Annotated in this window: 28 protein-coding genes; 10 read left to right on the forward strand and 18 right to left on the reverse strand. The window is 57.8% G+C overall.

Annotated elements, in window-relative coordinates:
* Positions 1–99: 99 nt before the first annotated feature.
* From ACR0ID_RS07845 to ACR0ID_RS07865, 5 genes are all read right to left on the reverse strand, one after another.
* Positions 100–288, reverse strand: coding sequence for a hypothetical protein (locus ACR0ID_RS07845; protein WP_480518417.1), 189 nt, complete (start codon positions 286–288; stop codon positions 100–102).
* 91 nt (positions 289–379) lie between these two features.
* A complete protein-coding gene (locus ACR0ID_RS07850; RefSeq protein ID WP_209506579.1) occupies positions 380–1,351 on the reverse strand; it encodes a sterol desaturase family protein in 972 nt (323 codons plus the stop codon).
* Entirely contained in the window at positions 1,348–1,734 is a 387-nt protein-coding gene (locus ACR0ID_RS07855) for a hypothetical protein (RefSeq protein ID WP_480604719.1), read from the reverse strand. Before ACR0ID_RS07855 ends, ACR0ID_RS07850 begins: the two co-directional genes overlap by 4 nt.
* A gap of 114 nt (positions 1,735–1,848) precedes the next feature.
* Entirely contained in the window at positions 1,849–1,974 is a 126-nt protein-coding gene (locus ACR0ID_RS07860) for a hypothetical protein (protein ID WP_480604721.1), read from the reverse strand.
* 63 nt (positions 1,975–2,037) lie between these two features.
* The gene (locus tag ACR0ID_RS07865; RefSeq protein WP_480554219.1) at positions 2,038–2,604 is read right to left on the reverse strand and encodes a TlpA family protein disulfide reductase; all 567 of its coding nucleotides are present in this window, start codon (positions 2,602–2,604) and stop codon (positions 2,038–2,040) included.
* Between the two features lie 21 nt (positions 2,605–2,625).
* On the opposite strand from ACR0ID_RS07865, the gene argH reads away from it, so the two are divergent.
* From argH to ACR0ID_RS07885, 4 genes are all read left to right on the forward strand, one after another.
* On the forward strand, positions 2,626–4,014 hold the full coding sequence (gene argH / locus ACR0ID_RS07870; protein ID WP_480604723.1) for an argininosuccinate lyase: 1,389 nt from the start codon (positions 2,626–2,628) through the stop codon (positions 4,012–4,014).
* Positions 4,011–4,211 (forward strand): argininosuccinate lyase, encoded by a 201-nt coding sequence (locus tag ACR0ID_RS07875; RefSeq protein WP_480604725.1) that lies wholly within the window; start codon positions 4,011–4,013, stop codon positions 4,209–4,211. The genes argH and ACR0ID_RS07875 overlap by 4 nt, the downstream gene beginning before the upstream one ends.
* Before the next feature lie 304 nt (positions 4,212–4,515).
* Positions 4,516–5,781, forward strand: coding sequence for a diaminopimelate decarboxylase (gene lysA, locus ACR0ID_RS07880; protein ID WP_480604727.1), 1,266 nt, complete (start codon positions 4,516–4,518; stop codon positions 5,779–5,781).
* A gap of 96 nt (positions 5,782–5,877) precedes the next feature.
* A complete protein-coding gene (locus tag ACR0ID_RS07885) occupies positions 5,878–8,361 on the forward strand; it encodes a TIGR02302 family protein (protein WP_480604884.1) in 2,484 nt (827 codons plus the stop codon).
* 3 nt (positions 8,362–8,364) lie between these two features.
* Here ACR0ID_RS07885 and ACR0ID_RS07890 read toward each other — a convergent pair whose 3' ends face one another.
* On the reverse strand, positions 8,365–9,087 hold the full coding sequence (locus ACR0ID_RS07890) for a zinc-ribbon domain-containing protein (RefSeq protein ID WP_480475061.1): 723 nt from the start codon (positions 9,085–9,087) through the stop codon (positions 8,365–8,367).
* Positions 9,088–9,269: 182 nt separating this feature from the next.
* On the opposite strand from ACR0ID_RS07890, the gene ACR0ID_RS07895 reads away from it, so the two are divergent.
* The 4 genes from ACR0ID_RS07895 to ACR0ID_RS07910 are packed head-to-tail and all read left to right on the forward strand — an operon-like array spanning position 9,270 to position 12,175.
* Positions 9,270–9,947 (forward strand): cell division ATP-binding protein FtsE, encoded by a 678-nt coding sequence (locus tag ACR0ID_RS07895; RefSeq protein WP_480476894.1) that lies wholly within the window; start codon positions 9,270–9,272, stop codon positions 9,945–9,947.
* Positions 9,944–10,843 carry a cell division protein FtsX gene (locus ACR0ID_RS07900; protein ID WP_480518429.1) on the forward strand — a complete coding sequence of 300 codons (900 nt, stop codon included), beginning with the start codon at positions 9,944–9,946 and terminating at the stop codon, positions 10,841–10,843. Before ACR0ID_RS07895 ends, ACR0ID_RS07900 begins: the two co-directional genes overlap by 4 nt.
* Positions 10,843–11,583 carry a lysophospholipid acyltransferase family protein gene (locus tag ACR0ID_RS07905; protein WP_480518431.1) on the forward strand — a complete coding sequence of 247 codons (741 nt, stop codon included), beginning with the start codon at positions 10,843–10,845 and terminating at the stop codon, positions 11,581–11,583. The genes ACR0ID_RS07900 and ACR0ID_RS07905 overlap by 1 nt, the downstream gene beginning before the upstream one ends.
* Positions 11,570–12,175 carry a pyridoxamine 5'-phosphate oxidase family protein gene (locus ACR0ID_RS07910; protein WP_480604729.1) on the forward strand — a complete coding sequence of 202 codons (606 nt, stop codon included), beginning with the start codon at positions 11,570–11,572 and terminating at the stop codon, positions 12,173–12,175. The genes ACR0ID_RS07905 and ACR0ID_RS07910 overlap by 14 nt, the downstream gene beginning before the upstream one ends.
* A gap of 19 nt (positions 12,176–12,194) precedes the next feature.
* Here ACR0ID_RS07910 and ACR0ID_RS07915 read toward each other — a convergent pair whose 3' ends face one another.
* Positions 12,195–12,788, reverse strand: a complete 594-nt coding sequence (locus ACR0ID_RS07915; RefSeq protein ID WP_480475068.1) for an NAD(P)H-dependent oxidoreductase — start codon at positions 12,786–12,788, stop codon at positions 12,195–12,197.
* 102 nt (positions 12,789–12,890) lie between these two features.
* Between ACR0ID_RS07915 and ACR0ID_RS07920 the strand changes: the two genes are divergently transcribed.
* Positions 12,891–13,469, forward strand: a complete 579-nt coding sequence (locus tag ACR0ID_RS07920) for a TetR/AcrR family transcriptional regulator (protein WP_480604731.1) — start codon at positions 12,891–12,893, stop codon at positions 13,467–13,469.
* Between the two features lie 21 nt (positions 13,470–13,490).
* Here ACR0ID_RS07920 and lpdA read toward each other — a convergent pair whose 3' ends face one another.
* The 10 genes from lpdA to mdh all read right to left on the reverse strand — a co-directional run bounded on the left by lpdA (position 13,491) and on the right by mdh (position 25,207).
* Positions 13,491–14,879, reverse strand: a complete 1,389-nt coding sequence (gene lpdA / locus ACR0ID_RS07925; protein WP_480604733.1) for a dihydrolipoyl dehydrogenase — start codon at positions 14,877–14,879, stop codon at positions 13,491–13,493.
* 72 nt (positions 14,880–14,951) lie between these two features.
* The gene (locus ACR0ID_RS07930; RefSeq protein ID WP_480483134.1) at positions 14,952–15,221 is read right to left on the reverse strand and encodes a hypothetical protein; all 270 of its coding nucleotides are present in this window, start codon (positions 15,219–15,221) and stop codon (positions 14,952–14,954) included.
* Between the two features lie 2 nt (positions 15,222–15,223).
* Entirely contained in the window at positions 15,224–16,723 is a 1,500-nt protein-coding gene (gene odhB / locus ACR0ID_RS07935) for a 2-oxoglutarate dehydrogenase complex dihydrolipoyllysine-residue succinyltransferase (RefSeq protein WP_480604735.1), read from the reverse strand.
* A 3-nt stretch (positions 16,724–16,726) separates the two neighbouring features.
* Positions 16,727–19,684, reverse strand: a complete 2,958-nt coding sequence (locus ACR0ID_RS07940; protein WP_480475078.1) for a 2-oxoglutarate dehydrogenase E1 component — start codon at positions 19,682–19,684, stop codon at positions 16,727–16,729.
* Positions 19,681–20,223 (reverse strand): DUF805 domain-containing protein, encoded by a 543-nt coding sequence (locus tag ACR0ID_RS07945; RefSeq protein WP_480475080.1) that lies wholly within the window; start codon positions 20,221–20,223, stop codon positions 19,681–19,683. The genes ACR0ID_RS07940 and ACR0ID_RS07945 overlap by 4 nt, the downstream gene beginning before the upstream one ends.
* Positions 20,224–20,225: 2 nt before the next feature.
* The gene (locus ACR0ID_RS07950; protein ID WP_480604737.1) at positions 20,226–20,921 is read right to left on the reverse strand and encodes a hypothetical protein; all 696 of its coding nucleotides are present in this window, start codon (positions 20,919–20,921) and stop codon (positions 20,226–20,228) included.
* A 1-nt stretch (position 20,922) separates the two neighbouring features.
* Positions 20,923–21,804: a succinate--CoA ligase subunit alpha gene (gene sucD, locus ACR0ID_RS07955; protein ID WP_209506539.1), complete on the reverse strand. Its 882-nt coding sequence runs from the start codon at positions 21,802–21,804 to the stop codon at positions 20,923–20,925.
* A 13-nt stretch (positions 21,805–21,817) separates the two neighbouring features.
* Positions 21,818–22,645: a glycosyltransferase family 25 protein gene (locus ACR0ID_RS07960; protein WP_480604739.1), complete on the reverse strand. Its 828-nt coding sequence runs from the start codon at positions 22,643–22,645 to the stop codon at positions 21,818–21,820.
* 97 nt (positions 22,646–22,742) lie between these two features.
* The gene (gene sucC, locus ACR0ID_RS07965) at positions 22,743–23,936 is read right to left on the reverse strand and encodes an ADP-forming succinate--CoA ligase subunit beta (RefSeq protein ID WP_480604740.1); all 1,194 of its coding nucleotides are present in this window, start codon (positions 23,934–23,936) and stop codon (positions 22,743–22,745) included.
* 308 nt (positions 23,937–24,244) lie between these two features.
* Positions 24,245–25,207: a malate dehydrogenase gene (mdh, locus tag ACR0ID_RS07970; RefSeq protein WP_267363196.1), complete on the reverse strand. Its 963-nt coding sequence runs from the start codon at positions 25,205–25,207 to the stop codon at positions 24,245–24,247.
* A gap of 161 nt (positions 25,208–25,368) precedes the next feature.
* Here mdh and ACR0ID_RS07975 point away from each other — a divergent pair, with 161 nt between their 5' ends.
* Positions 25,369–26,124, forward strand: a complete 756-nt coding sequence (locus ACR0ID_RS07975) for a sulfite exporter TauE/SafE family protein (RefSeq protein WP_480475086.1) — start codon at positions 25,369–25,371, stop codon at positions 26,122–26,124.
* On the opposite strand, the gene ACR0ID_RS07980 is transcribed toward ACR0ID_RS07975, so the two are convergent.
* Entirely contained in the window at positions 26,125–26,328 is a 204-nt protein-coding gene (locus tag ACR0ID_RS07980; protein WP_480604742.1) for a hypothetical protein, read from the reverse strand.
* Positions 26,329–26,368: the final 40 nt, after the last annotated feature.

The following is a 26,368-nucleotide window of genomic DNA, read 5'->3' on the forward strand; positions in this document are numbered from 1 at the left end:
GCAGATTCTCTTGTGTCCGAAACAGGTGTTTTGACACAGTTTCGGGGCAAACAGATGAATCTGCGGTTAAAGCGTCAGAAGAAGTTGCTTAATGCGGTTTCAGCGCGCGGACTGTCCGGCACGGGCCAGTGATACCGCGGCTCCAAGAAGGGCTCCTGTCGCACCCAGAATCATCAGGACAAAACCCAGTGCGATCAGCGTGCCAACAAAGCTGCCGAGCGCGGCAAGCATGGCCAGCAACAGGCCAAATAACCCGACGAAGGTCGAAATGGTTGCCAAACGTTTCATGCCGCCCCTCGCTCAACTATGCGCCACATTCAATGACCGATATGGCGTGCAAAGGCTGGAGTTCAAGTCGTAGTGGGGCCTGACAGCTGTGTCAGGCCTGTTCCGCCTGTCCTTTCGGCAGGATCTTGTCGACCTGCTCAAATCCGGGCGTTCCCCGGTCCTCGGGGTGGCGAGCCAGGTGCTTAGCTTTTATCTGTTCCGAGTTGTCGCGGCTGCCGTCGTGGCTGTAACCCGGCGGTGCGAAACAATAGGCCAGACGTTGCCGCAGTGTCAGGCCGGGCTGCGTGGCGTCGTGCCAGATGCCGACCCATTCGTGAAACGCAACGCGCAAAGGGTTGAAGGTGCCGATATTGTGAACCAGCCCGTAATCGACCCGGTCGTTTTCCTGTTCAGGCACAAATGTCCCGAACATCTTGTCCCAGATGATGAAAACTCCGGCGTAATTGCAATCCAGATACCGTGCGTTTCGGCCGTGATGCGCGCGATGATGGCTGGGGGTATTCATGACCGCCTCAAACCATCGGGGCATCTTGCCGATGGCCTCGGTGTGAATCCAGAACTGATAGATCAGGTTCAATCCGCCAACGAACAGAACCATGGCCGGATGGAAACCCAGCAGGATCAGCGGCGCGCGAACGACCATCATGAACGTAAAGGTATAGGTCCAAGTTTGCCGCAGCGCTGTGGTCAGATTGTAGTGCTGCGAGCTGTGGTGGTTGACATGGCTGGCCCAGACCCAGCGAATGCGATGCCCAAAACGATGTACCCAGTAATAGCGAAGATCATCCAGAACAAAGCACAGAATGATAACGGGAATTGACGTGCCAAGATCCAGAGGAGTGATCTGCCAAAGCCACATGAAAAACGCATAGGCGATAAAGCCCAGCAAAAAGCCCGACGCGATGTTCCCGGCCCCCATGATCAGCGAGGTCACCGCATCGCGCGTTTCATACCGACCGCCTTTGCCTTTGACTGCGATCCACAGGAATTCTGCCAGAATAGCAGCGATAAAAAACGGGACGGCCCATTGCACCGCATCGGGGAAGCTTACCTGGTCTGTCATGCGGGGCTCATCAAGTGTTGCCAGTGTTGGCGTTCGGTCTGGTCAAGGTGAAGGGTCGCGCGTGGGGTGCTGAAGTCGTGAAACCGAACTTCGATGCCATTGGCAGTCTCAAGCCAGTCGAAATCCTGGAGTTGCCGCGCAACGGTGTCGGCCCCGAAGGACCAGATCAACCCGGCCCCATTCTGTGTCCGCACCAGCGCCGCGTGACCGTCATGGGCGATTGTCACTCCGATCACCGTGTCATCGGGAAAATGCCGGAGCCACTGGCGTGGCGCCGTGTCCGGCGTCAGCACATGCAACCGCGACTTGCCTGTCAGATGCAGCAACAGCGTAATCCCGGCTATGCCCCCAACGACCAACACCAATAGAATTTCCAGCGGCATTCCGTCCTCCTTAGCGCAGAGTGCAAAGGAGTCGAAACACTGTCAAAGGTGGCGTCGCGTCAGCTGTGTTCCAAAACCAAGGCTTTGATCGCAGCCATCCGACAAGCAGGAATACTAGTCGGAGATCATGTAGGTTACTTGATCTCCCTTGCCTCTCTTGCGTACATCTTTGGTGGTAGCAGCATCGGTGGCCATCCAAAAAACACCCGCCATCGCGACAACTCCTGCAATAGAATTCATCAAAAATCCTCCGAGTTGAATGCCCGGAGGAAATCAAGATTTGCTGATATTAAGGCTATTTCCTCAGTTTTCTGCGCCAACAAGCGTCGAGATAATCGCCTTCGCGCTATCCGAGTTCCATTCAGCATCACCGATCAGCCGCGCGATTTCCTGACCTTCGGGATTCAGAATGACCGTGATGGGCAACGCGATGATGCCAAACTCGCGCGCGGCAGCCGAGCTGAGGTCCTGATGACGCGGCAGGTTGGAGATGCCATTCTCTTCAAAGAACTTCTTGATCCCTGCTGGTGAGTTGCGGCCTGTGGCAAGGGTCAGGACCTGAAACTTGTCACCCCCAAACTCGTCCTGCAATTCGGCGATCTGCGGCATTTCTTTGCGGCAGGGGGCACACCAGGTGGCCCAGAAGTTCAGCAGAACATACTTACCCTCATAATCGGCCAGCGTGCCGACACCCCCGTCATCTTCCCGCTGAAACTCGATCACTTTTGCCGGTTTGGGCTCCTCGTGCAGGATCAGACGTTTCAGGCTGTCTTCCCGCAGAGGAGCCAGCGTTTCTGCATCGGTCGCAAAAGCGGCGTTTGCACCCAGCGCAAGGGCCATATAAAGGGGGATCAAACGAATTAGGCGCATATCAACTCCGGGTTTTCTTACATGACCGATCAATCCTCGAACCAGATGTGGGGCGGCCGCTTTGCCGCCGGTCCAGACGCGATCATGGAGGCGATCAATGCCTCGATCGGGTTCGATCAGCGGATGGCAGCCCAGGACATCGCAGGCTCGCGCGCCCATGCGGCCATGTTGGCTGCCACAGGCGTCATAAGTGATAGTGATGCGCAGGCCATTCGGGAAGGGCTGCTCACCGTTTTGTCAGAAATCCAGAGCGGCACGTTTCAGTTTTCGACCGCGCTGGAAGACATCCACATGAATGTCGAGGCGCGGCTGAAAGAGATCATTGGCGAGCCGGCAGGCCGTTTGCACACAGGGCGTTCGCGTAACGATCAGGTGGCGACGGATTTCAAACTGTGGGTCCGGGATCAGTTTGATGCGGCGGAGTCCGGTATTCTGGCCCTGATCCGCGCGCTTTTGGCGCAGGCCGAAGCAGGCGCCGATTGGGTCATGCCGGGCTTTACCCATCTGCAAACTGCGCAACCCGTAACTTGGGGGCATCACATGATGGCCTATGTCGAGATGTTTGGCCGCGACCTGAGCCGAGTCCGCGACGCCCGTGCCCGAATGAACGAATCCCCGTTGGGGGCTGCCGCGCTGGCAGGCACATCCTTCCCCATCGACCGCCATATGACAGCGCGGGCGTTGGGCTTTGATCGCCCCGCCGCCAACTCGCTGGATGCCGTCAGCGACCGCGATTTTGCATTGGAATTCCTGTCGACCGCCTCGATCTGCGCCTTGCACCTGTCGCGTTTTGCCGAGGAATTGGTGATCTGGTCTTCGGCCCAGTTCCGTTTCGTGTCCCTGTCCGACCGGTTTTCGACCGGCTCGTCGATCATGCCGCAGAAAAAGAACCCGGATGCAGCTGAACTGATCCGCGCCAAGGTTGGGCGCATCTATGGGGCCAACACCGCGCTGATGATGGTGATGAAGGGCCTGCCGCTGGCCTATTCAAAGGACATGCAGGAAGATAAGGAACAGGTCTTTGACGCCGCCGACAACTGGATGCTGGCGCTGGCGGCGATGGAAGGGATGGTCAAGGACATGACCGCCAACCGCGACAGCCTTGCCGCCGCCGCCGGCTCGGGTTTCTCGACCGCGACGGATCTGGCCGACTGGCTGGTACGCGTGCTGGGCCTGCCGTTCCGGGATGCGCATCACGTCACCGGATCACTGGTGGCCATGGCCGAGGGTAAGGGTTGTGGCCTGCCCGACCTGACACTGGACGATATGCAATCGGTCCATGGTGAAATTTCGGATGACGTCTACTCTGTCCTTGGCGTCGACAATTCGGTAAACTCGCGCCAGTCCTACGGCGGTACCGCCCCCGATCAGGTGCGGGTCCAGATCGAACGATGGAAGGCAATGGTATGACGACCGCGCTACGTGCGACCCTGATTACGGTTTCCGGCCTGGTACTGGCCGGGTGCGGGGCTGATGGCGAGCCTGACCAACCAACTGCCCCTCAGCCCACGGTCAGTGCCACAATCGGGGTTGGATCAAGCGGTGCGTATGTCGGCGGAGGTGTCGGCCTAAGTCGCGGGCCGCTGGGCATTTATCTTGGATTCTGACCCCTTTGCGTGTTGCGCCTCCGGTCCTGACACCTCATGTTGCGCGCGCGTATCGATAACCTGTCACACAAAGGAATGGTATTGAGATGAGAATTCTGGGACTGGTTTGTGCACTTGCGGTTTTGGCGGCCTGTGAGCCTTCGTCAGCGCGACGCCCGGAACCTGCGGCCGAACCAAAACAATCGGGCACCGGCATTTCTATCTCGGGCTATGGCCGAGTTGGTGTTTCAACTCAAAACTAAACCGCGACCAAGGATACGGAATCCATTGATCCGAAGTCCTTTTATGGTCTAAGCGCGCAAGCATGGATCACTTTTTGTACCGCGACGGCGCGCTTTACGCCGAGGATGTCCCCGTCTCCGAAATTGCAGCCGCGGTTGGAACACCGTTCTACGTCTATTCCACGGCTACATTGTTGCGGCATTTCAAACTGTTCGATGACGCGTTGGACGGCACCGATCACCTGATCTGCTACGCGATGAAAGCGGCCAGCAATCAGGCGATCCTTAAGACATTGGCCCAAGCAGGCGCTGGGATGGACGTGGTCTCGGGCGGAGAATATCTGCGGGCGAAGGCGGCTGGTGTTCCCGGTGACAAAATCGTGTTCTCAGGTGTGGGGAAAACAGCGGACGAGATACGCATAGCGCTGAGCGGTGGCATTCGCCAGTTCAACGTCGAGTCCGAGCCCGAGATGGAAGTGATCAACGCCATTGCGCTTGAGCTTGGCGTAATCGCGCCGATCACCGTCAGGGTGAACCCGGATGTCGATGCCAGGACGCACGCTAAGATTGCCACCGGCAAGTCTGAGAACAAGTTTGGCATTCCGATTGCCCGTGCCTCGGAAGTTTACGCCTACGCCGCCAGCCTGCCGGGGCTGGAGGTGATCGGCATCGACGTTCATATTGGCTCGCAACTGACCGAACTTGAACCGTATGAGCTGGCCTACACAAAGGTGGCCGAGCTAACCGAACGACTCCGCTCTGAAGGTCACAACATTCGGCGTCTTGATCTGGGTGGCGGTCTGGGCATTCCTTACACCCGGTCGAACAACGCACCCCCATTGCCGATTGAATATGGTGCGCTGGTCAAGAAAACTCTGAGCCATCTGGGCTGTGAGATCGAGATTGAGCCCGGACGCCTGATCGCGGGCAACGCCGGGATCATGGTCAGCAAGGTGATCTATGTGAAATCAGGCGAAGGTCGCGACTTTTTGATCCTTGATGGGGCGATGAACGACCTAATCCGCCCCGCAATGTACGAAGCTTACCATGATATCGTTTCGGTGCAGGAACCTGTCGCCGGTGTGGAACAGCGCCCTTACGACATTGTCGGTCCGGTCTGCGAATCCGGGGATACCTTTGCCAAGCAGCGCAATATGCCGCCGCTGAAATCGGGTGATCTGGTCGCATTTCGCAGCGCGGGTGCATACGGTGCGGTGATGTCCAGCGAATACAACACCCGCCCGTTGATCCCCGAAGTTCTGGTGAATGGCGATCAATTTGCAGTCATTCGTGAACGGCCAAGCTTTGACGAAATCATAAACCGCGATACCATACCATCGTGGCTTTGACGCGATAACCGCGCGGGCCCGTCCCGGAGGCCCGTCTTGACCAACAGAACGAACCTGCCCATTCCGCGCCTGTCCCTGTGGCTAACCCATCTCGGTATGGTGGCTGAACAGGTGCTGCGCGCGTTCTGGCCTGCGTTCTCGATTGTTCTGGCTTTGCTCGCCGCTCTGATGCTGGGGTTGCAGGATCATCTGCCCGTTGAAATTGTCTGGGGTGCTGGTGCGCTGTCGTTGATATCTTTTGGTGCAGCATCTGTCCGGGGTGTCACGAAATTCAAACTGCCGTCCCGCGCTGATGCGCTGGCGCGGCTGGATGAGGCTCTGCCCGGTCGACCGATTCAGGCTTTGCTCGATGATCAGGCAATCGGTGCCAACGATGGGGACTCGGTTGCCTTGTGGCAGGCGCACAAAGCCCGCATGGCACAGCGTGCGGCCACTGCTGAGGCTGTGAAACCAGATCTTCGGCTTGCGTCGCGCGACCCGTATGCGTTGCGCTATGCCGCTCTGCTGGCATTTGTTGTGGCGCTGATCTTTGGATCGTTGTGGCGTGTGGGTTCAGTGGCGGACATGACCCCGGGCACGGCCGTGGCTGGACAGGGTCCAACTTGGGAAGGATGGGTGGAACCCCCCAGATACACAGGTTTGCCGACCTTATATCTTGCCGACCAAACGGGGGCGGCGCTTTCTGTTCCCAAGGGCAGTCGCATCACCTTGAGACTGTACGGTGAGGTCGGCGCACATAGTCTGACCGAGAGCAGTTCTGCCAGCGGAACCGAGGCGGCAACAGACCCGGAACTGGAGTTTGTCGCCGAACGCTCGGGTCAGTTGCGCATAGATGGACCGGCGGGGCAGGACTGGTCGGTGCTGGTCATTGATGACGCGGCTCCGAAGATCGCGGTTTCCGGAACCGCCGAGTCTGAAGCGGGCGGGCAGATGAAGCTGCCATTTTCCGCCAGCGATGATTACGGCGTGGTTTCGGGCTTGGCCCGGATCGAGTTGGATCAGGCGGCGATTGACCGTCGGTACGGACTGGCGGTCGAGCCAGAGCCGCGCGAGGTGATCGAAATCGAATTGCCAATGCCGATCACCGGCGACCGCGCAGATTTCACCGAAGACCTGATCGAGGATTTCTCGCAACATCCGTGGGCGCATCTGCCGGTCAGGGTTACCTTGATGGCAACGGATGCAGCGGATCAGCAAACGTCTTCGGATCCCTATGCGACGGCATTGCCAGCACGGCGCTTCTTTGATCCCCTCGCGGCAGCCGTGATTGAGCAAAGGCGCGATCTTCTTTGGTCGCGATCCAATGCGCCTCGTGTCTCGCAAGTCCTGAGGGCTGTGTCGCACCGCCCTGAGGAACTGTTTCGTTCTGACACAGCCTATCTGCGTCTGCGGGTTGTTCTGCGGCGATTGGAAACTTTTCATCGATACGGGTTGAAACCCAAACAACAAGAAGAGATTGCACAGGCCTTGTGGGACCTTGCCGTACTGATCGAGGACGGGACGCTGGCGGATGCATTGGAACGAATGCGCCGCGCGCAGGAACGTCTGACCGAAGCGATGAAGAACGGGGCCAGCGATGAAGAAATAGCGGAGTTGATGCAGGAATTGCGCGAGGCGACGCAGGATTACCTGCAGCAATTACAACGGCTGGCACAGCAAAATGGTGAAGACGGCGAGCGTCAGCCCGGCCAGAATGGTGAATCTTTGCAAATGACGCAGGATGACCTGCAACGCATGATGGACCGTATTCAGGAACTGATGGAACAAGGTCGCATGGCCGAAGCTCAGCAGGCGCTGGAAGAATTCCAGCAGATGATGGAGAACATGCGTGTAACTCAGGGTCAGGGCCAAGGGCAGCAATCTGAAGGCCAGCAGGCCATGGAAGGTCTCGCCGAAACCCTGCGCGAACAGCAGGGTCTTAGCGATCAGGCCTTTCGTGATTTGCAGGAACAGTTCAACCCCGGCGCGCAATCAGGTGAAAGCCAAGGGAACGAAGGCCGCAACGGTGGTCAAGGTCGGGGGCAAAGCCACGAAGGGCAGGGCGGACAGGGTGAAGGTTCGGATCAGGCGGGAGACGGTGAGCAGGGGCAAGGTTCGCTCGCCGACCGACAGCAAGCGTTGAGAGACGAGCTGGGTCGCCAGCAACAAGGACTGCCCGGTGTAGGCACACCCGAAGGTGACGCCGCCCGCGAAGCGCTGGATCGGGCCGGGCGTGCCATGGACGAGGCCGAGCAGGCCCTGCGTGGCGATGATCTCGCCGAAGCTATCGACCGTCAGTCCGAAGCGATGGAAGCGTTGCGCGAAGGGATGCGGTCGCTGGGTGAAGCTATGGCGCAGGAACAGCAGAACCAACCGGGGCAGGGAACACAAGACGGCGACATGCAGGCCAACAACCGCGATCCGCTGGGCCGAAACCCGGGTGCTGCGGGTTCGATTTCAACCGACGAGAACCTGTTGCAAGGCGAAGATGTCTATCGCCGGGCCCGCGAGTTGCTGGATGAAATCCGTCGCCGGACCGGTGAAACAGACCGTCCCCAGATCGAGTTGGAATACCTCAAGCGGTTGCTGGAGCGGTTCTAGCTCTCAGTTCTGCGCTCCAGATCCTGCCTGAGTTTCGAGCCAGATTCGCGCCTGATCCACCAGCGACACATATGAGCTGAGCAGCGGATCGGCCTGCGGTACAGCCTCGCTGATTTGGCGGGCATTCCCGTAGATCAGGTACAGAACCACGCCGATGATCAGCATCAGCGCAAAACCGCGCAAGAACCCGCCGGACTTGCGGGGCGCCTGCGCCACATCTTCTGCGGGGTCGGACCGCATGCTCGAGTTGATGGCATCGACATCCGGCAGTGCATCCTTTTGCCCGGCATCAACGGCGGTTTCCGAAGTTGCAGGGCGTTTGGGCCTGACCTTTGGCTCTGGTGGGGCTTCTAGGCCCAGATCGGGCTGGCTTTCCAGGCCGCCGCCTTCCTGCGCGCGCAACTCTGCTTCTCGTGCGGCTTCTTCTTTCAGGATACTGGCGACTGATGGGGCAACATTTCCTGTGGATGCAGCAGGTTTTTCAACCTCTGGCGCTGTTTTTTCTGCGGGCTCGGCGTCCTTCTGGGCCTCGACCTCGGTGTCAGGTGTATCTGCCACAACAGGCTTGTCCTCGGGCGCGTTCGGTTCAACCGTCGGCTCGGATGGATGCTTGGCCTGAAACCAGGTTTGATCGCAGTTCGAACACTGCACGTCGCGGCCTTCCTCGGGGATGACCTCGTCAGGAACTTCGTACTGCGCAGTGCAATTCGGACATGTAAGACGCATACTGCCTCCTCGACCGGGTGAAGGGCCGATAATAGTTTTTTCAGGGATGATATTCCGTTAAGACCCAACAGCAAAGGGCGTTTTCGGTTTCATAGGTCAAGTGTCACCAATTGGACTCGGTAGAGCCATTGAAACCGTCGCCCTGCTCGGGCAAGAAGAGCGGCAAAATATTGGGGGCACGTGTGATCGAGCTGGAAAATGTCAGCTATACCTACGGTGGCGGCGAGTTGCTGAGCGATGTCTCGGTTCAATTACAGCCAGGGTCGTTCCATTTTCTGACCGGGCCGTCGGGGGCGGGCAAGACGACATTGCTCAAGTTGTGTTACGGGGCGCTGTTGCCGACCTCAGGGCGTCTTAGCGTGTTTGATCAGGACGTCTCGACCCTTGATCGGGATCAGCTGGCCGTGCTGCGCCGCCGTGTCGGCGTTGTGCATCAGGATTGCCAGTTTCTTGACCATATGACGCTTGCTGAAAATGTCGCCTTGCCACTGATGGTGTCCGGGCGCGGGGAATCGTCCGGGCAAGACAATCTGACCGAACTGCTTAGCTGGGTGGGGCTTGGTGCACGTCTCGAAGCACGGCCACCGGAATTATCCGGCGGTGAACGTCAACGAGCAGCTCTGGCGCGTGCCGTCATCCTGTCGCCCGATGTCATATTGGCGGATGAACCCACGGGCAATATCGATTGGGAGATGTCGCAACGTTTGTTGCACCTTCTGGTTGAACTGAACCGCATGGGAAAGACCGTTCTGATTGCCACCCATGACCTGAGCCTGATCCGAGCTGCAAAAAGCCATGTTCAGGCGCGTGTTTTGCGGATTTCGCAGCGAAAGCTGCATCTGGCGGGGGCAGACCTGTGACTGGGGCTGATATCCGAAACCTGCTGCGCGGCGATACCCGTGCTGACCGCGTTGTTCCGCCAACCGGCTACACTGCCCACCTGACCCTGTTTGTCGCTGGTGCCATGGCATTTCTTGCTGTTTTCGCTTTGGCTTTGTCCCTCGCCTCTGGCCGCATCGCGGATCGGTGGGCTTCGGAACTGGCAGGCGCCGCAACCTTACGCATCAATGCACCGGCCGAGCAGCTTGCTGCCCAAACAGAAGCGGCATTGACCGTCCTCAGCCAGACACCCGGTGTCGCGTCTGCCCGTGCGCTTAGCGCAGATGAACAAGCCGCGTTGCTGTCACCTTGGTTCGGGCCGGACCTGCCGTTGGATACTTTGCCAATCCCACAGCTGATCGAGATCATCGAGGGCGAACCCGGTCTGGATGCGCTCGGGCTGCGATTGCGATTGGGGGCCGAGGTACCCGGCGCGGTTCTGGATGATCATACGCGATGGCGCGAACCGCTGGTCGATGCTGCGATGTCCCTGCGTCGTCTGGGGTGGATATCAATCCTGCTGATTGGCGGTGCGACCGCTGCGATGATTACCCTTGCAGCCAACGCCTCACTTGCGGCCAATGCGCAGATTATCGAAGTTCTGCGATTGGTTGGCGCGCAGGATGGTTTCATCGCAGGTGCTTTTGTACGGCGGTTTACCTATCGCGCGTTTTTCGGCGCCTCGGTTGGGACCCTGCTGGGAATGACAGGTGTCTTGCTTTTGCCCGAGGCTTCGGATGCGGGTGGATTTCTGACCGGAGTTGGATTTCAGGGTAAAGACTGGGTGTTGCCGGTTCTTATCCCCGTCCTTGGGGCAGCCGTTGCCTTTGTTGCCACATGGGCCGCAGCCCGACGCAAGTTGAAGGAGCTTTCCTGATGTTGATGGCAATTCAGTGGGTTCGTTCCCTCATCTTCATGATTGTGATCTATGCCTGGATGCTGATCCTTGGCATCGCGTTTCTGCCTTATGCGCTGTTTTCCAGAAACGGTGCGCTGAAAGCGTGTAAAACCTACGCCAAAAGCACCATGTGGCTGGCCCGGTGGATGGTTGGTATTCACTGCGAGGTGCGGGGCAATGCCCCGACGAATGAAGTGGTCATCGGGGCCAAACATCAGTCGTTCCTTGATATCATCATGATTTTCGACGCCATTCCGCACGGCAAGTTTATCATGAAGCGCGAGCTGTTGTTCACACCCGTTATTGGCATGTATGCGCGACGCCTTGGCTGTATCCCGGTCAATCGAGGCAAGCGCGGTGCGGCTGTGGCAAAAATGGTCAAGGACGTCTCAAAAGAGTTTTCTGAACCTGGACAGCTGGTAATCTATCCGCAGGGCACGCGTGTGGCGCCGGGCGCAAAGAAACCCTACAAGGTTGGTACGGCGATTCTGTATGAAGGCCTTGGTTTTCCGTGCGTTCCGGTTGCGACGAATGCTGGCGTGTTCTGGCCCCGCACAGGCGTTTTGCGTAAACCCGGCCTTGCCATTGTAGATTTTCTGGAGCCGATCAAACCAGGTGTTGCCCGCGATGAGTTCCTCGCTCGGTTGGAGGAAGTCATAGAAACACGCTCGAACGAATTGATGCGCGAAGTGGGGTTTGATCCTGATGGAATTCATTGAAAAAGTAGAAGATCTCGAGGCGTTGTACGGAACGCCAGGTGCTGCTTCGTTACGAAAGGTCGTTCGACACTTAACTCCGCTCTATCGCAAGTGGATTGAAGCCTCGCGTCTTTGCATTCTCAGTACAGTTGGTCCCGAGGGGGTAGACGGAAGCCCACGCGGGGACGATGGTGCTGTTGTGCGCGAATTGAACCAAAAAACATTGGCCCTGCCTGACTGGCGGGGAAACAACCGCCTGGACAGCTTGCGTAACATCGTTCGGGACCCGCGCGTTTCGCTGATGTTCTTTGTGCCGGGCTCTGACAATGTCGTTCGGGTGAACGGAACGGCCCGATTGACTGCAGACGCGGCATTGCGCAACCAGTTCGAAAAGGCTGGCAAGGTTCCGGCGACGGTTATCGTTGTGCAGATTGATGAAATTTACAGCCAGTGCGCGCGTGCACTGATACGCGCCCGAACTTGGACTTGTGGCGACGAAAGCAAGGACCTTCCGACGATTGGGCAGCTTCTGTCCGAGGCGTCAGAAGGTGAAGAGGGCGGCGCGCAATATGACAAAGACTGGGCTGCACGCGCCGCCAAAACAATGTGGTAGGTAACGGACGGCTGTTCAGTCAAGCTGCGGCGGCTCCGATTCTGGACACCTTTTTGATCCAGCGATCAACGCTGCCCGGTTTGGGATAGCTTGCGCCTGAAAAGTACGTAAACCGCGTTGGTTTGAAGCCAACAAACCCGAGGATCTGGCCGCGAACCTGCCGAATAAGCGCTTGCCTGTACATCAGACGCATGAACCAGCCGGGCGTATCTGAGGTCAGGATAACGCGCGCGGTGCGCCCGGTCAGCATCGGGGCTGGCAGGCCGGCCATCGTCGTGTTGCGGGTGTCGAATGTCCGTCCAGGTATGAACATCCGATCAATCAATCCTTTGAGTTTTGCAGGCAGCCCGCCCCACCACATAGGTGTGGTCAGGACCAGATGGTCGCTCCATTCGAAGTCCTGCAACACGTGTTCCAGAACCGGTTCAAGCGGCTTGAAGTCGTGATAGTTGCCCTGACCGAAGTCAAAATCGAACTGCAGGTCGCTCAGATGGACCATTCGGACATCATGTCCGTTTTTGCGGGCTGCCTCGCCATAGGTTTCTGCGAATGTGCGTGACAAGCTGCTTTCTGCCGGGTGTCCATCGAGGATGAGGATTTTCTTGGGGTGCATCGGGGTTCTCCTAAAAATGACCACGGTCAGTTTATAGAATCAAAAAATGACCACGGTCAACATTAAATTTGACCACGGTCAAAAAATGTGCGACTGAGCGGTATGCAAAAAACGATCCAGAAACGTACGATCAAGACCCGCGCCAAGCTTCTCTCAGCTGCGGAAGAGGTTATCCGACATGGCGGATATGAAGCATTGCGGGTAGAAGAAGTTGTAAAGGCCGCGGGTGTTGCCAAGGGGACCTTCTTCGCGCATTTCCGCGACAAGGACGCACTGATGGAAATCCTGGTCGCGGACAAGCTGAATGCCTGTCTGGATCAGGCCCAATCCGAAACTCCACCCAAAACGGTACCAGAGATCATCGCATCGTTGGAACCGGTCCACGAATTCATGACATCCGAACGGTACGTGTTCGATCTGTTGATCAGATACTCGGGGGCAACGGCCATCGCAGATATCGGGCCGATTGCCTATTGTTTTGAACGATATTTTCGGGTCGTGATGATGTGGCTTGAAACCGCAGAGGTGCGCAAGGATGTACCATCTGAGCTGTTGGCAGAAGGCGTGCAGGCCTTTGCCATTCAGGCCATGTCCTTACAGTATTGTGCGTTGCACTCAGCAACAACGTTCACAGACAGGCTGGAAACATATCTGGATGCGTGGTTGACCCCGGCAGGCTGATCGCCACCGGGGTCCGGGATGTTAGCTGTGGATCGGGCCGTCGCCGCAAGCCAGGGCAGCCTCGCGCACCGCTTCGGAATAGGTCGGATGTGCGTGGCAGGTGAGCGCCAGATCCTCGGCAGAAGCACCGAATTCCATTGCCACACAGACCTCATGGATCAGATCACCCGCGCCGGGGCCGATGATATGGGCACCCAGAATGCGATCGGTTTCCTTGTCGGCCAGAATCTTGACGAACCCGTCTGCCGCAAAATTCGCCTTGGCGCGCCCATTTCCCATGAACATGAACTTGCCGACCTTATAGGTACGACCCTGTTCTTTGAGCGTCGCTTCGGTTTCACCGACATTGGCAACTTCGGGCCAAGTGTAGATCACGCCCGGAATCACGCCATAATTCACATGACCGTGCTTTCCTGCAACCTGCTCGGCGGCGGCCATGCCTTCGTCTTCGGCCTTGTGTGCCAGCATCGGGCCTTCGGTCACGTCGCCGATGGCGTAGATGCCCGGTACGTTGGTCTGCCAGTCCTTGCCCACCTTGATCTGGCCGCGCGGGGTCATCTCGACGCCCAAAGCGTCCAATCCCAGACCATCCGAATAGGGTTTCCGCCCGGTGGCCACCAGCACGGTATCGGCGTCGATCACATGTTCACTGTCGTCTTTGAGCAGCTTGTAAGTAACTTTGGCCTTGGTCTTGGTCGCTTCGGTTTTCTGCACCGCCGCGCCCATGACAAATGTCAGGCCCTGTTTCTTGAGAATGCGCTGGAAGGTTTTTTGCACCTCTGGGTCCATGCCCGGCGTGATCTCCTTGAGGAACTCGATCACGGTAACTTCAGCGCCCAGGCGGCTGTAAACCGATCCCAGCTCCAGACCGATCACACCCGCGCCGATCACAACCATTTTCTTCGGGATCTTGTTCAGTGACAAAGCACCGGTCGAGGTCACGACAACTTTCTCATCAACTTCAACACCGGGCAGGGAAGATGGTTCCGACCCGGATGCGATGATAATGTTCTTGGTCACGTGGACTTCATCACCCACTTTTACCTGACCTGCGGCAGGGATTGATCCCCAACCTTTCAGCCAGTCGATCTTGTTCTTTTTGAACAGGAATTCGATGCCCTTGGTGTTGCCGTCGATGACCTCGTCCTTGTAGGCCTGCATCTGCTTCCAATCGACCGAAGGCGCTTTGCCCTTGAGGCCCATCTTGGCAAAGTTATGCTCGGCCTCGTGCAGCTGATGGCTGGCATTTAGCAGCGCCTTAGAGGGAATGCAGCCCACGTTCAGGCAAGTGCCACCCAGTGTTTCGCGCCCTTCGACCACGGCGGTTTTCAAACCCAGTTGAGCGCAGCGGATCGCGCAGACATAGCCGCCGGGTCCGGCGCCGATTACGATGACGTCATAATTTGCCATTACATTCTCCTAAATCGACCGGACGATCCGGCGCTTCCCCGACCCGATTTCGCGGGTTGGAAATAGTCTTTGTCAAACAGGTTCCAGCAGCTTGATCGAGATATGGGCAATTCCGCCCCGCTCGTGATGCATTGCCAATTCTTCGGAACCAAAGAAGGCTTTGGCCTTGTCCAGGTTTGTAACCTCGAACATCGCGATAGCGTGGTCCTTTTGGTCGGGGTCGCGCCAGACGTGCAGGTCGCGGATACCCGCGGCCTTGCGCATCGGTTTGTCCTCGCGGAACACTTTCAGCCAGGCGTTGAAATCGGCTACATCGGCCTGCCAGAGGACATGCGTTGCCATGCTTACAGGTCCATCAGCAGGCGGCGCGGGTCTTCCAGCGCCTCTTTCACACGGACGAGGAAGGTCACGGCACCTTTGCCATCGACGATCCGGTGGTCATAGGACAGGGCCAGATACATCATCGGGCGGATCTTGATCTCACCATTGATGACCATCGGACGGTCCTGGATCTTGTGCATGCCCAGAATACCCGACTGCGGGGGGTTCAGGATCGGCGAGGACATCAGTGAGCCATAGACACCACCATTCGAGATGGTGAAGGTGCCACCTTGCATCTCAGCCATGCTCAGCTTGCCGTCACGGGCGCGCTTGCCCTTTTCGGCGATGGCTTTTTCGATCGCGGCAAAGGACATGCTGTCCGCATCGCGGATGACAGGCACGACCAGACCCTGCGGCGTACCGGCGGCGACGCCCATATGCACGAAGTTCTTGTAGACGATGTCGGTCCCATCAATCTCGGCATTGACCTCGGGCACTTCTTTCAGGGCATGGCAGCAGGCCTTGGTGAAGAAGGACATAAAGCCCAGCCTTACGCCGTGCTTCTTCTCGAACTGGTCCTTGTACTGATTGCGCAGGGCCATGACCTCGGTCATGTCCACCTCGTTGTAGGTGGTCAGGATCGCGGCTGTGTTCTGTGCATCTTTCAGACGCTTGGCGATTGTCTGACGCAGGCGGGTCATCCGCACGCGTTCTTCGCGTGCCTCGTCCTCGGCAGCCACAGGGGCGCGCGGGGCTTGGGCCACAGGGGTGGGGGCAGCCGCCACAGGTGCCGGGGCCGAAACTGCTGCAACGGCTTTGGCCACGTCCTCCTTCATGATGCGACCGTCGCGGCCTGTTCCGGTGACCTGATCAGCTGACAGTCCGGCTTCGGCCATTGCCTTCTGGGCTGACGGCGCGTTTGCGATGTCTTTTCCTGTGCTGGTTGCTGCGGGCGCAGCCGCCGCTGCCTGGGCCGGCGCGGCTGTTGCACCAGCGGCTGCTCCGGAGATGACAGCCAGCTTGGCAGCCGCATCCACGGTCGAACCTTCTGGAGCAACGATTTCTGCAAGAACACCCGAAGTCGGTGCGGGAACTTCAACCGAGACTTTATCGGTTTCCAATTCGCACAGCATCTCGTCCTGCGCGACGTTGTCGCCAACCTTTTTGAACCAGGTCGAAACGGTTGCTTCTGTCACAGATTCACCAAGTGTCGGCACCATCACTTCAACCGACCCGGCCGATGCGGCAGGTGCCGCTGCCGGAGCTGCAGCTGGCGCTGCGCCTTCTCCAGCCGCAATCGTTGCCAGCAAGGCATCAACACCGACGGTTTCGCCTTCGGCTGCCACGATTTCACCCATTACACCCGCTGCGGGTGAAGGAACCTCGACGGTGACCTTGTCTGTCTCCAGCTCACACAGCATCTCATCCATGGCGACCGCATCACCGGGCTTTTTGAACCAGGTTGCAACTGTGGCTTCGGTGACCGATTCGCCAAGCGTGGGAACACGAACTTCAATCGTCATCGCTTACTTTCCTTCAATGCTCAGCGCTTCGTTTACCAGCGCTTCTTGTTGGGCTTTGTGTTGGCTGGCCAGCCCCGTTGCGGGCGAGGCCGATGTGGCGCGACCGGCATAGGTCGGGCGCGTGTGTTTTGCATCGATACGGGACAGGACCCATTCAATGTTGGGTTCAATAAAGGTCCACGCACCTTGGTTCTTGGGCTCTTCCTGACACCAGACCATCTCGGCATTCTTGAACCGTTCGAGTTCGTTGATCAGTGAATGTGCCGGGAACGGATAGAATTGTTCGATCCGCATCAGGTAGATGTCGTCGATGCCACGCGCATCGCGTTCCTCCAACAGGTCGAAATAGACCTTGCCGGAACACATGACGACGCGCTTGATCTTGTCATCGGCCACCAGCTTGGTGTCAGAGTTGCCTTTTTGCGCGTCATCCCACAGCACCCGGTGGAAGCTGGAGCCTGTGGTGAAGTCATCCGCCGTGCTGACGGCCAGCTTGTGACGCAACAGCGACTTCGGCGTCACTAGGATCAGTGGTTTCCGGAAGGTCCGGTGCAACTGACGGCGCAGGATGTGGAAATAGTTCGCGGGTGTCGTACAATTCGCCACGATCCAGTTGTCCTGACCGCACATTTGCAGGAACCGTTCCAAACGCGCTGACGAGTGTTCTGGGCCTTGCCCTTCAAAGCCATGCGGCAGCAGTGTGACCAGACCGGACATCCGCAGCCACTTGCTTTCACCCGAGCTGATGAACTGATCGAACATGATCTGCGCACCGTTGGCAAAGTCGCCGAACTGCGCCTCCCACAGAACCAGAGCGTTCGGTTCTGCAAGCGAATAGCCGTATTCGAAACCCAGCACCGCGTATTCGGACAGCATCGAATCAATGACATCGTATTGGGATTGCCCGGCACGGATGTTGTTAAGCGGGTAATACCGTTCTTCGGTTTCCTGATGAACAAACCCAGAGTGACGCTGGCTGAACGTGCCCCGTGTTGCATCCTGTCCGGCCAGACGCACGGGGTATCCCTCGGTCAGCAACGAGCCAAACGCCAGTGCCTCGCCCGTGGCCCAGTCGAAGCCTGCACCGGTCTCGAACATTTGTTTCTTATGTTCCAGCAACCGCTCAACGGTTTTGTGCATTGCGAAATCGTCAGGAGCCTTGGTCAGCGCGGCTCCGATTTCCGCCAGTGTCTCTGCCGAGATCGCTGTTTCACCCCGGACATAATCATCCTTGTTCCTGTCCAGATGCGACCAGCGCCCATCCAGCCAGTCGGCCTTGTTGGGTTTATAGTCTTTCCCGGCCTCGAATTCGTCGTTCAGATGGGCCTGAAAGGCGGCCTTCATATCTTCGATCTCACCCTCGGGGATCAGCCCGTCCTTGACCAGCCGCTCGGTATACAAGGAAAGCGTTGTCTTATGGGTTTTGATCTTCTTGTACATGATCGGGTTGGTGAACATGGGCTCATCGCCCTCGTTATGGCCAAACCGGCGATAGCAGAAGATGTCCAGAACCACGTCTTTATGGAACTTCTGGCGGAACTCGGTCGCCACCTTCGCGGCGTGAACTACCGCCTCGGGGTCGTCGCCGTTCACATGGAAGATCGGGGCCTCGACCATCAGCGCGATATCGGTGGGATAGGGGCTCGAGCGGCTGAAATGCGGCGCGGTAGTGAACCCGATCTGGTTGTTGACCACGATGTGCATGGTGCCGCCGGTTCTGTGCCCTTTCAGGCCGGACAGGCCAAAGCCCTCGGCCACAACACCCTGACCGGCAAAGGCCGCGTCACCGTGCAGCAATATCGCCATGACCCTGGTACGGTCCGTGTCGCCCAGTTGGTCTTGCTTGGCGCGAACCTTACCCAGAACTACCGGGTTTACCGCCTCAAGGTGAGAGGGGTTGGCGGTCAATGACAGATGCACACTGTTGCCATCGAATTCGCGATCGCTGGAGGCGCCGAGGTGATATTTCACATCGCCAGAGCCGTCCACGTCCTCTGGCTTGAAGCTACCGCCCTGGAATTCGTTGAAAATCGCGCGATAAGGCTTGCCCATCACGTTGGCCAGAATGTTCAGGCGACCCCGGTGCGGCATCCCGATGACGATGTCACTGAGGCCAAGCGCGCCACCGCGCTTGATGATCTGTTCCATCGCCGGGATTAGCGCCTCGCCACCGTCCAGACCGAACCGCTTGGTGCCCATGTACTTGACGTGCAGGAACTTCTCAAAGCCCTCGGCCTCGACCATCTTGTTCAGGATCGCCTTGCGGCCTTCCTTGGTGAACGCGATTTCCTTGCCATAGCCCTCGATCCGCTCCTTCAGCCACGCGGCCTCTTCCGGGTTCGAGATATGCATGTATTGCAGCGCAAAGGTGCCGCAATATGTGCGTTTCACGATCTCAACGATCTGCCGCATCGAAGCGACCTGCAATCCCAGCACGTTGTCGATAAAGATCGGGCGATCCATGTCGGCATCGGTGAAACCGTAAGTCTTCGGGTCCAGCTCAGGATGGGTGCTGGCAGCGCGCATGCCCAGCGGGTCCAGATCCGCGGCCAGATGGCCCCGGATGCGATAGGCCCGGATCAGCATCAGTGCTCGCAAACTGTCCAGCACGGCGCGTTTGATCTGGTCGTCGCTGACCTCAGCCCCTTTTTCAGCCGCCTTGTCCTTGATCTTCTTGCCCGCCGCTTTAGCGTCAATCTCGGCCCATTCACCAGTCAGCGCACCAGTCAGGTCGTCTGCTGGCATCGGCGGCCAGTCGGTGCGCGCCCAGGACGGGCCTTCGGCTTCGCGTTGAACATCGGGGGCATCATCACCCATGGCATCAAAGAACGCGCCCCATGCGGCATCCACCGCACCGGGGTTCTTTGTGTATTGCGCATAAAGCTGCTCCAGATATTCGGCATTATGCCCCTGCATGAAGCTTGAGGCATGAAAGGCGGAATTGGGCGAATGTTCGGTCATAGGGCTACCTCTGTTGGGTTGGGACCGTATTGATTGGTGCCTGGCTGGCTGGGGCGTGTCAGCCACCATAGAACCAGGAGGGGCGACACGACCAGTACCAGTAGTGTCGGAAGAACGATGAGCAACGTGGCGCGGGTGAACAGAATATCCAGCCTGCCACCATGCTGGAAATGAGAGGCCAAGCCGATACCAAAAACGAGCACAGCTCCGGCGCCAAGGATCAACAGAATCGGCAGCAGAGCATACAGCCCGCTGCGCCCGGTATCGTGCATCCGCCGGAAAGCAACTGCCAGATGGGGAAAGAAGACGATCAGGCTGACGATGCCCTGCACCGGTTGCGAGGACGTGGCCGACACGGATTTCGAGGTTTCGGTTTCCGTCACCGCGACCTGCGTGAAGAACTGCCAGTCGATGATCCCAGCGATGATGTTCCAGATCACGATGAACAGAAAAAAGAACCAGTATTCGGGCCGCGAAGCACGGCCCGAAAAGGTGAAGAACTTGGAGAAGCAGGTGCGTATGGCGTCGGAGAAGGTCATGTTTACTCGTTGACCTCTGGCGCGACTAATTGCTGAGAGGTTCGCCTGATTTGGGTCCAGTAGACGGGCGCGTTAGGACCAAAGACCTCAAAGGCATCCGGCAATAATTCTACGTAGAGTAACCCGTCGGTGCGTCTTGGCTCACCTTTTCTGAAACTGACATTGTATGCTCGAGAAGCGGGTGTCACTTTCGTTCCATAAGCTTCTTCTGCAACCGCTGCCGATATAAACTCTGATGTAATCTGGCTTTTTTTCATCAAGTGGTAGCACAAATCAAAATAGAAACGGTTGGCTTCTGCGCCTTTGATTGCAGTGGTGCCTGCGATTATGATCTCCTCACCTTTTGGGTCGACTAAAATGTCCGGGCGGCTCGTATACGCATCAAAATATAGCTCCTTTATATCGCCAGTGTACGAGTTGAGGACCTCGAGACGTTTCTCTGCCCCATCTAGGCCATTTTCCCAGAAATAAGTGTTAAGAATACCTATCCATTGTTCGGATAACATAGCCGATCTTTGAGTTGCGTCATCCGCGTCGATCCAGCCCTCTTGACGCAGCCGGGATACGATTTCCCGGCTGTCAATTTCAGTCTCACTGCAAACAGACTCGGGCCAATTGAGTTCATCGGCAGCCAGCGCGTTTGCTGATAAGCAAAGCGCTGCCGCGACCAATCCACCATAGAGTCTGCGAGCGGGCATCTTACCCAATCGCTTCCAACACAGCCTCTCCCAGCTGAGCCGGGCTTTCCGCCACAACGATACCGGCCGAGCGCATGGCTTCGATCTTGTCTTCTGCTCCACCCTTGCCGCCGGCGACAATCGCGCCCGCGTGGCCCATGCGGCGGCCCGGAGGGGCTGTGCGGCCTGCGATGAAACCGGCAACCGGCTTTTTGCGGCCCTTCTTGGCCTCATCCGCCAAGAACTGTGCGGCTTCTTCCTCGGCCGAGCCGCCGATCTCGCCAATCATGATGATCGACGTGGTCTCGTCATCTGCCAGGAACCATTCCAGCACGTCGATATGCTCAGTCCCTTTGATCGGGTCGCCGCCAATGCCCACACAGGTGGACTGGCCCAGTCCTACGTCCGTTGTCTGTTTCACGGCTTCATAAGTAAGCGTACCCGAGCGGGAAACGACACCCACGCTGCCGCGTTTGTGAATATGGCCGGGCATGATGCCGATCTTGCAGGCGTCAGGCGTGATGACACCGGGGCAGTTCGGGCCAATCAGGCGAGACTTGCTGCCTTCCAGCGCGCGTTTCACCTTCATCATGTCCAGAACCGGGATACCTTCGGTGATGCAGACAATCACTTCCATCTCGGCATCAATCGCTTCGAGGATCGAATCCGCCGCGAATGGGGGCGGTACGTAGATCACCGATGCGTTGGCTTCGGTCACGTGCTTGGCCTCGTGGACCGAGTTGAACACGGGTAGGCCCAGATGCTCCATCCCGCCTTTGCCGGGGGTCACGCCGCCGACCATCTTGGTGCCATAGGCAATAGCCTGTTCGCTGTGGAATGTACCTTGCGAGCCGGTAAAGCCCTGACAGATCACTTTGGTGTTTTCATCGATGAGGACTGCCATTTTGTCCCTTTCTCTAGGCGGTGTGGGATTGATAGGGTTCAGCCGCTGGAAGAACCTGCGGCGCATAGGTGATTTTCTGAAGCGTGGCGCGACCAAGGGCCAGATCGGCCATCGTGCGCAGGCCGCTGCTGATTTCGGCGATACCGCGCCTGATTTTTTGTCGGACCAGCGGCCAGCCCGTAGGGCGTGCGCGGGGGGCACCCATCTGGATTTCGTCCGGTGCATCGTTGCCTTGCTCGACCATGGCAGGGATCACCTGATAGACATTGACCCGACGCGCCGCGGGCGAGGCTGACGGGTTGAACAACAGGCCATCCAGCGCGATGTCATAAGGCTTTTGCGCCAGAAAATGTTCTGCTGCTTTTCGGGTCAACGCATATGCGGCACCGCCAGGGTGGCGCGAGCGCATCAGGCACAGCTCCCGACCCAGATGGGGTAAACGCTTGCGCCCAAGTGCGAGGTAAAACTTTGTACTGCGCCAGCGTTCGAACCGCACGATATCGGCATCCTCTGGCCACCAGGACGCATCGTTCAACCATTCCGCCATTTCTGGCGACAGGAAAACATCATCCTCAAGTATCAAGGCCAGTTCCGCACCGGAGGCGACAACGGCCTCCCACGCTTTGGCATGGCTTAGGGTGCAGGCCATGTCCTTGGTATGGAAATAACCCCAAGGTCCCTCGGACCGGCATTCACGCAGAAAATCCTCGCGGGTGGCGGAGTCGCAATCAACAGCGTTGATGCGCGTCGCCGACAGGCCTGCCTTTTGCAGCTCCTGCGCCATCAAACGCGCCCGCCCGGTGGCGCGTTCAAGACCTATGAGGAAGATGGGGATGGACATCAGATCGATTGTTTCTTTCGATTTCCTGCGTGAAATGGATAAAGTTGGATTGTAGTTGCCGTGGGGTCGGCCTGTAGCCCACTCCACAGCAACTTGCTTACCCCTTAACCGCCTTGACGATCTTCTCGGCACCGTCTTTCAGGTTGTCCGCCGCGATCACGTCCAGACCCGAGTTGTTGATGATTTCTTTGCCTTTCTCGACATTGGTGCCTTCCAGTCGCACGACAAGCGGAACCTGCAGACCGACCTCTTTCACCGCAGCCACCACGCCCTCGGCGATGACGTCACAGCGCATGATGCCGCCGAAGATATTGACCAGAATGCCTTTGACCTGCGGGTCCGAGGTGATGATCTTGAACGCTTCGGTCACCTTCTCTTTGGTTGCACCGCCACCCACGTCGAGGAAGTTGGCAGGTTCGGCACCATACAGTTTGATGATGTCCATCGTAGCCATCGCCAGACCGGCACCGTTCACCATGCAGCCAATCTCACCATCCAGTGCGATGTAGTTCAGGTCGTATTTGCTGGCTTCCAGTTCCTTGGGATCTTCCTCGGTCGTGTCGCGCAGTTCGGCGATATCCGGGTGGCGGTAGACCGCATTGCCGTCAAAGCCAACCTTGGCATCCAGCACTTTCAGGTCGCCACTGTCGGATACGATCAGTGGGTTGATCTCCAGCATCTCCATATCTTTCTCGACGAAAGCCTTGTAGAGGTTGCCCATAAGCCTGACACATTGCTTGACCTGCGCGCCCTCCAAACCCAGCGAAAATGCGATGCGGCGGCCGTGGTAGGGTTGGTAGCCGGTGGCCGGGTCAACCGAGAAGGACAGGATTTTCTCGGGCGTCGCGGCAGCAACCTCTTCGATGTCCATACCGCCTTCGGTCGAGCAGACAAACGAGATACGGCTGGTCTGACGATCCACCAGCAGGGCCAGGTACAGTTCACGCTCGATGCCGGAACCGGCTTCGATATAGATGCGATTGACCTGCTTGCCTGCCGGACCCGTCTGATGAGTGACCAGAGTGCGACCCAGCATCTTCTTGGCTTCTTCGGCCGCTTCTTCGACCGACTTCGTCAGACGGACACCGCCCTTTTCACCTGCATCGGCCTCTTTGAAGGATCCTTTGCCGCGGCCGCCCGCGTGTATCTGCGCCTTGACGACCCAAAGCGGCCCATCCAGTTCACCGGCTGCGGTTTTGGCTTCCTCGGCGCGCAGCACGGCGCGACCATCGGAGACCGGAGCGCCGTAGCTGCGAAGAAGAGCCTTGGCCTGATATTCGTGAATGTTCATCGAAATTGTCCCGTCTGACTGCGTTTAACCGTTATAGGCGTGTCTAGCGGGCAAATTTAAAGGGTTTTTTGACCTGAGACGGGAAATTGTCGAAGATTTTCAACATTTGTGATCACGGGTTTTTAGGGTGTGATCACAAAAATTCAAGTGCCATCGATTGATTCGATATTCCTGCACAGTTTTTTGAAATCACATTCGAAAAAAGGGATTTGCGACGTTTGCGCCAACATATGCGGCCGGGGTCCGCGGTGGAAAATGAAAACCGGCCCATAATTGGGCCGGCCTCAAATTCGGATTGTCTGGCAGTTTTACGCCAACGAGCTGTCGATGCCTTTGCACGCCTCGATCAGGCCTTTCACGGCGTTGACCGAATTGTCGAAACCGGCTTGCTCGTCTTCGTTCAGCTTGATGTTTACGATGCGTTCGACGCCGCCTGCGCCAATGACTGTCGGCACCCCGACATAAAGGCCGTTAACGCCCAACTCACCGCTGCAGTACGCCGCACAAGGCAGAACACGCTTTTGGTCTTTCAGATAGGCTTCGGCCATTTCGATCGCCGAGGTGGCGGGCGCGTAATAAGCCGATCCGGTTTTCAGCAGGCCTACGATTTCGGCGCCACCATCACGGGTGCGCTGTACGATGGCGTCCAGCTTTTCTTGCGAGGTCCAGCCCATTTCAACCAGATCAGGCAGCGGGATACCGGCAACGGTCGAATAACGAACCGACGGCACCATGGTGTCGCCATGGCCGCCCAATACGAACGCGGTGACATCGCGCATCGAGACGTTGAACTCTTCCGACAGGAAATGCGCGAAACGTGCCGAATCCAGCACGCCAGCCATGCCGCAGACTTTGTTATGCGGCAGGCCCGAAAATTCGCGCAGCGCCCAGACCATGGCGTCCAGCGGGTTGGTGATGCAGATCACGAACGCATCGGGCGCATGTGCTGCGATACCTTCGCCGACCGACTTCATGACTTTCAGGTTGATGCCCAGCAGGTCATCGCGGCTCATGCCCGGTTTGCGGGCTACGCCTGCGGTCACGATGCAGACATCCGCGCCGGCGATATCGGCATAATCGCTAGTGCCTTTCATCGAGGCGTCAAAGCCTTCGGACGGGCCGGATTCGGCGATGTCGAGCGCCTTGCCCTGTGGCAACCCGTCAGCGATGTCAAACAGGACAACGTCACCCAGTTCTTTGACAGCTGCAAGATGCGCAAGCGTGCCGCCGATGTTCCCCGCGCCGATTAGCGCAATCTTGGGTCTGGCCATTTGGAATATCTCCGGTCGGTTTTGAAATCGCGGCTGTGCTAGTCGCTAAAACGGCATTAGGCAAGAGTTCTGCGACGTGGCATACAACCGCATACCGTTTGCGAGACCCTATGTGGTTGCGCTAAAGGGCCTTTGAGACAAGCCAAAACCGGGACCGGTGCATGTTTGAATTGAACCTGATGTTTTTTGCAGTGGCGATCCCGGCGGTGATTTTTGCGGGTATCTCGAAGGGTGGTTTCGGCTCGGGCGTGGCCTTTGCGTCATCATCGATTCTGGCCTTGATCCTAACACCTGGGCAGGCCCTGGCCCTGATGCTGCCGATTCTGATGGTGATCGATGTGGCCACTTTGGGCCCTTATTGGAAGCGGTGGAACTGGGGGGATGCGCGCCTGCTGATCCTGGGTGCTGTACCCGGTGTGGCAATGGGGGCATGGCTCTACCGTTCAACGGATGATGACCTGCTGCGCCTGCTGATAGGCGGCATCTCGGTCGGGTTCGTGATCTGGCACATCGCACAGTCAAAAGGCTGGGTGCGCGGGTTTGCCAGACGGTTGCCGCCTTCCGCTGGCCTGTTTGCAGGGCTGGTCGCGGGATTCACCAGCTTTGTCAGCCATGCCGGAGGCCCTCCGGCTGCCGTTTATCTTTTGTCCCAACGGCTGACAAAGACCGAGTTTCAAGCCAGTACAGTGTTGGTTTTCTGGGTTATTAATATCGCGAAGTTTGTACCCTACGCTTATCTTGGCATGTTCACGTGGCAGACGGCATGGGCCGATATGCTGTTAACACCGTTTGCTGTTCTCGGTGCCTGGCTGGGCGTCCGTGCACATTTCATGTTGTCCGAACGCCTGTTCTTTGGAATTGCGTATGTGTTGCTGACCCTCACCGGCGGTAAGCTGATCTGGGACGCACTTACCTGATCAGGCGTTCGGGGGCAGCGCTTCGGCTACAGCCTCAAAAGCTTGTCCCGAAGCGACAAGGCAGGTGATCCCGTTGGGCAAGGTCACCGTGATGGTCCAGCTGCCGCTTTGAGTTGAGGCGAAAAGCTCCATGACCGCGCCTTGCTGGGCCAGACCAAAGCCCCTGCGCGTTTCGTCATAAGTGTCGGTCAGCCTTTCCAGCACATCCTCTCGCGGTGCGCAGTTTTGCCCCTAGGCCTGCACC

It is taken from the genome of Ruegeria sp. AL2 (assembly GCF_056540845.1).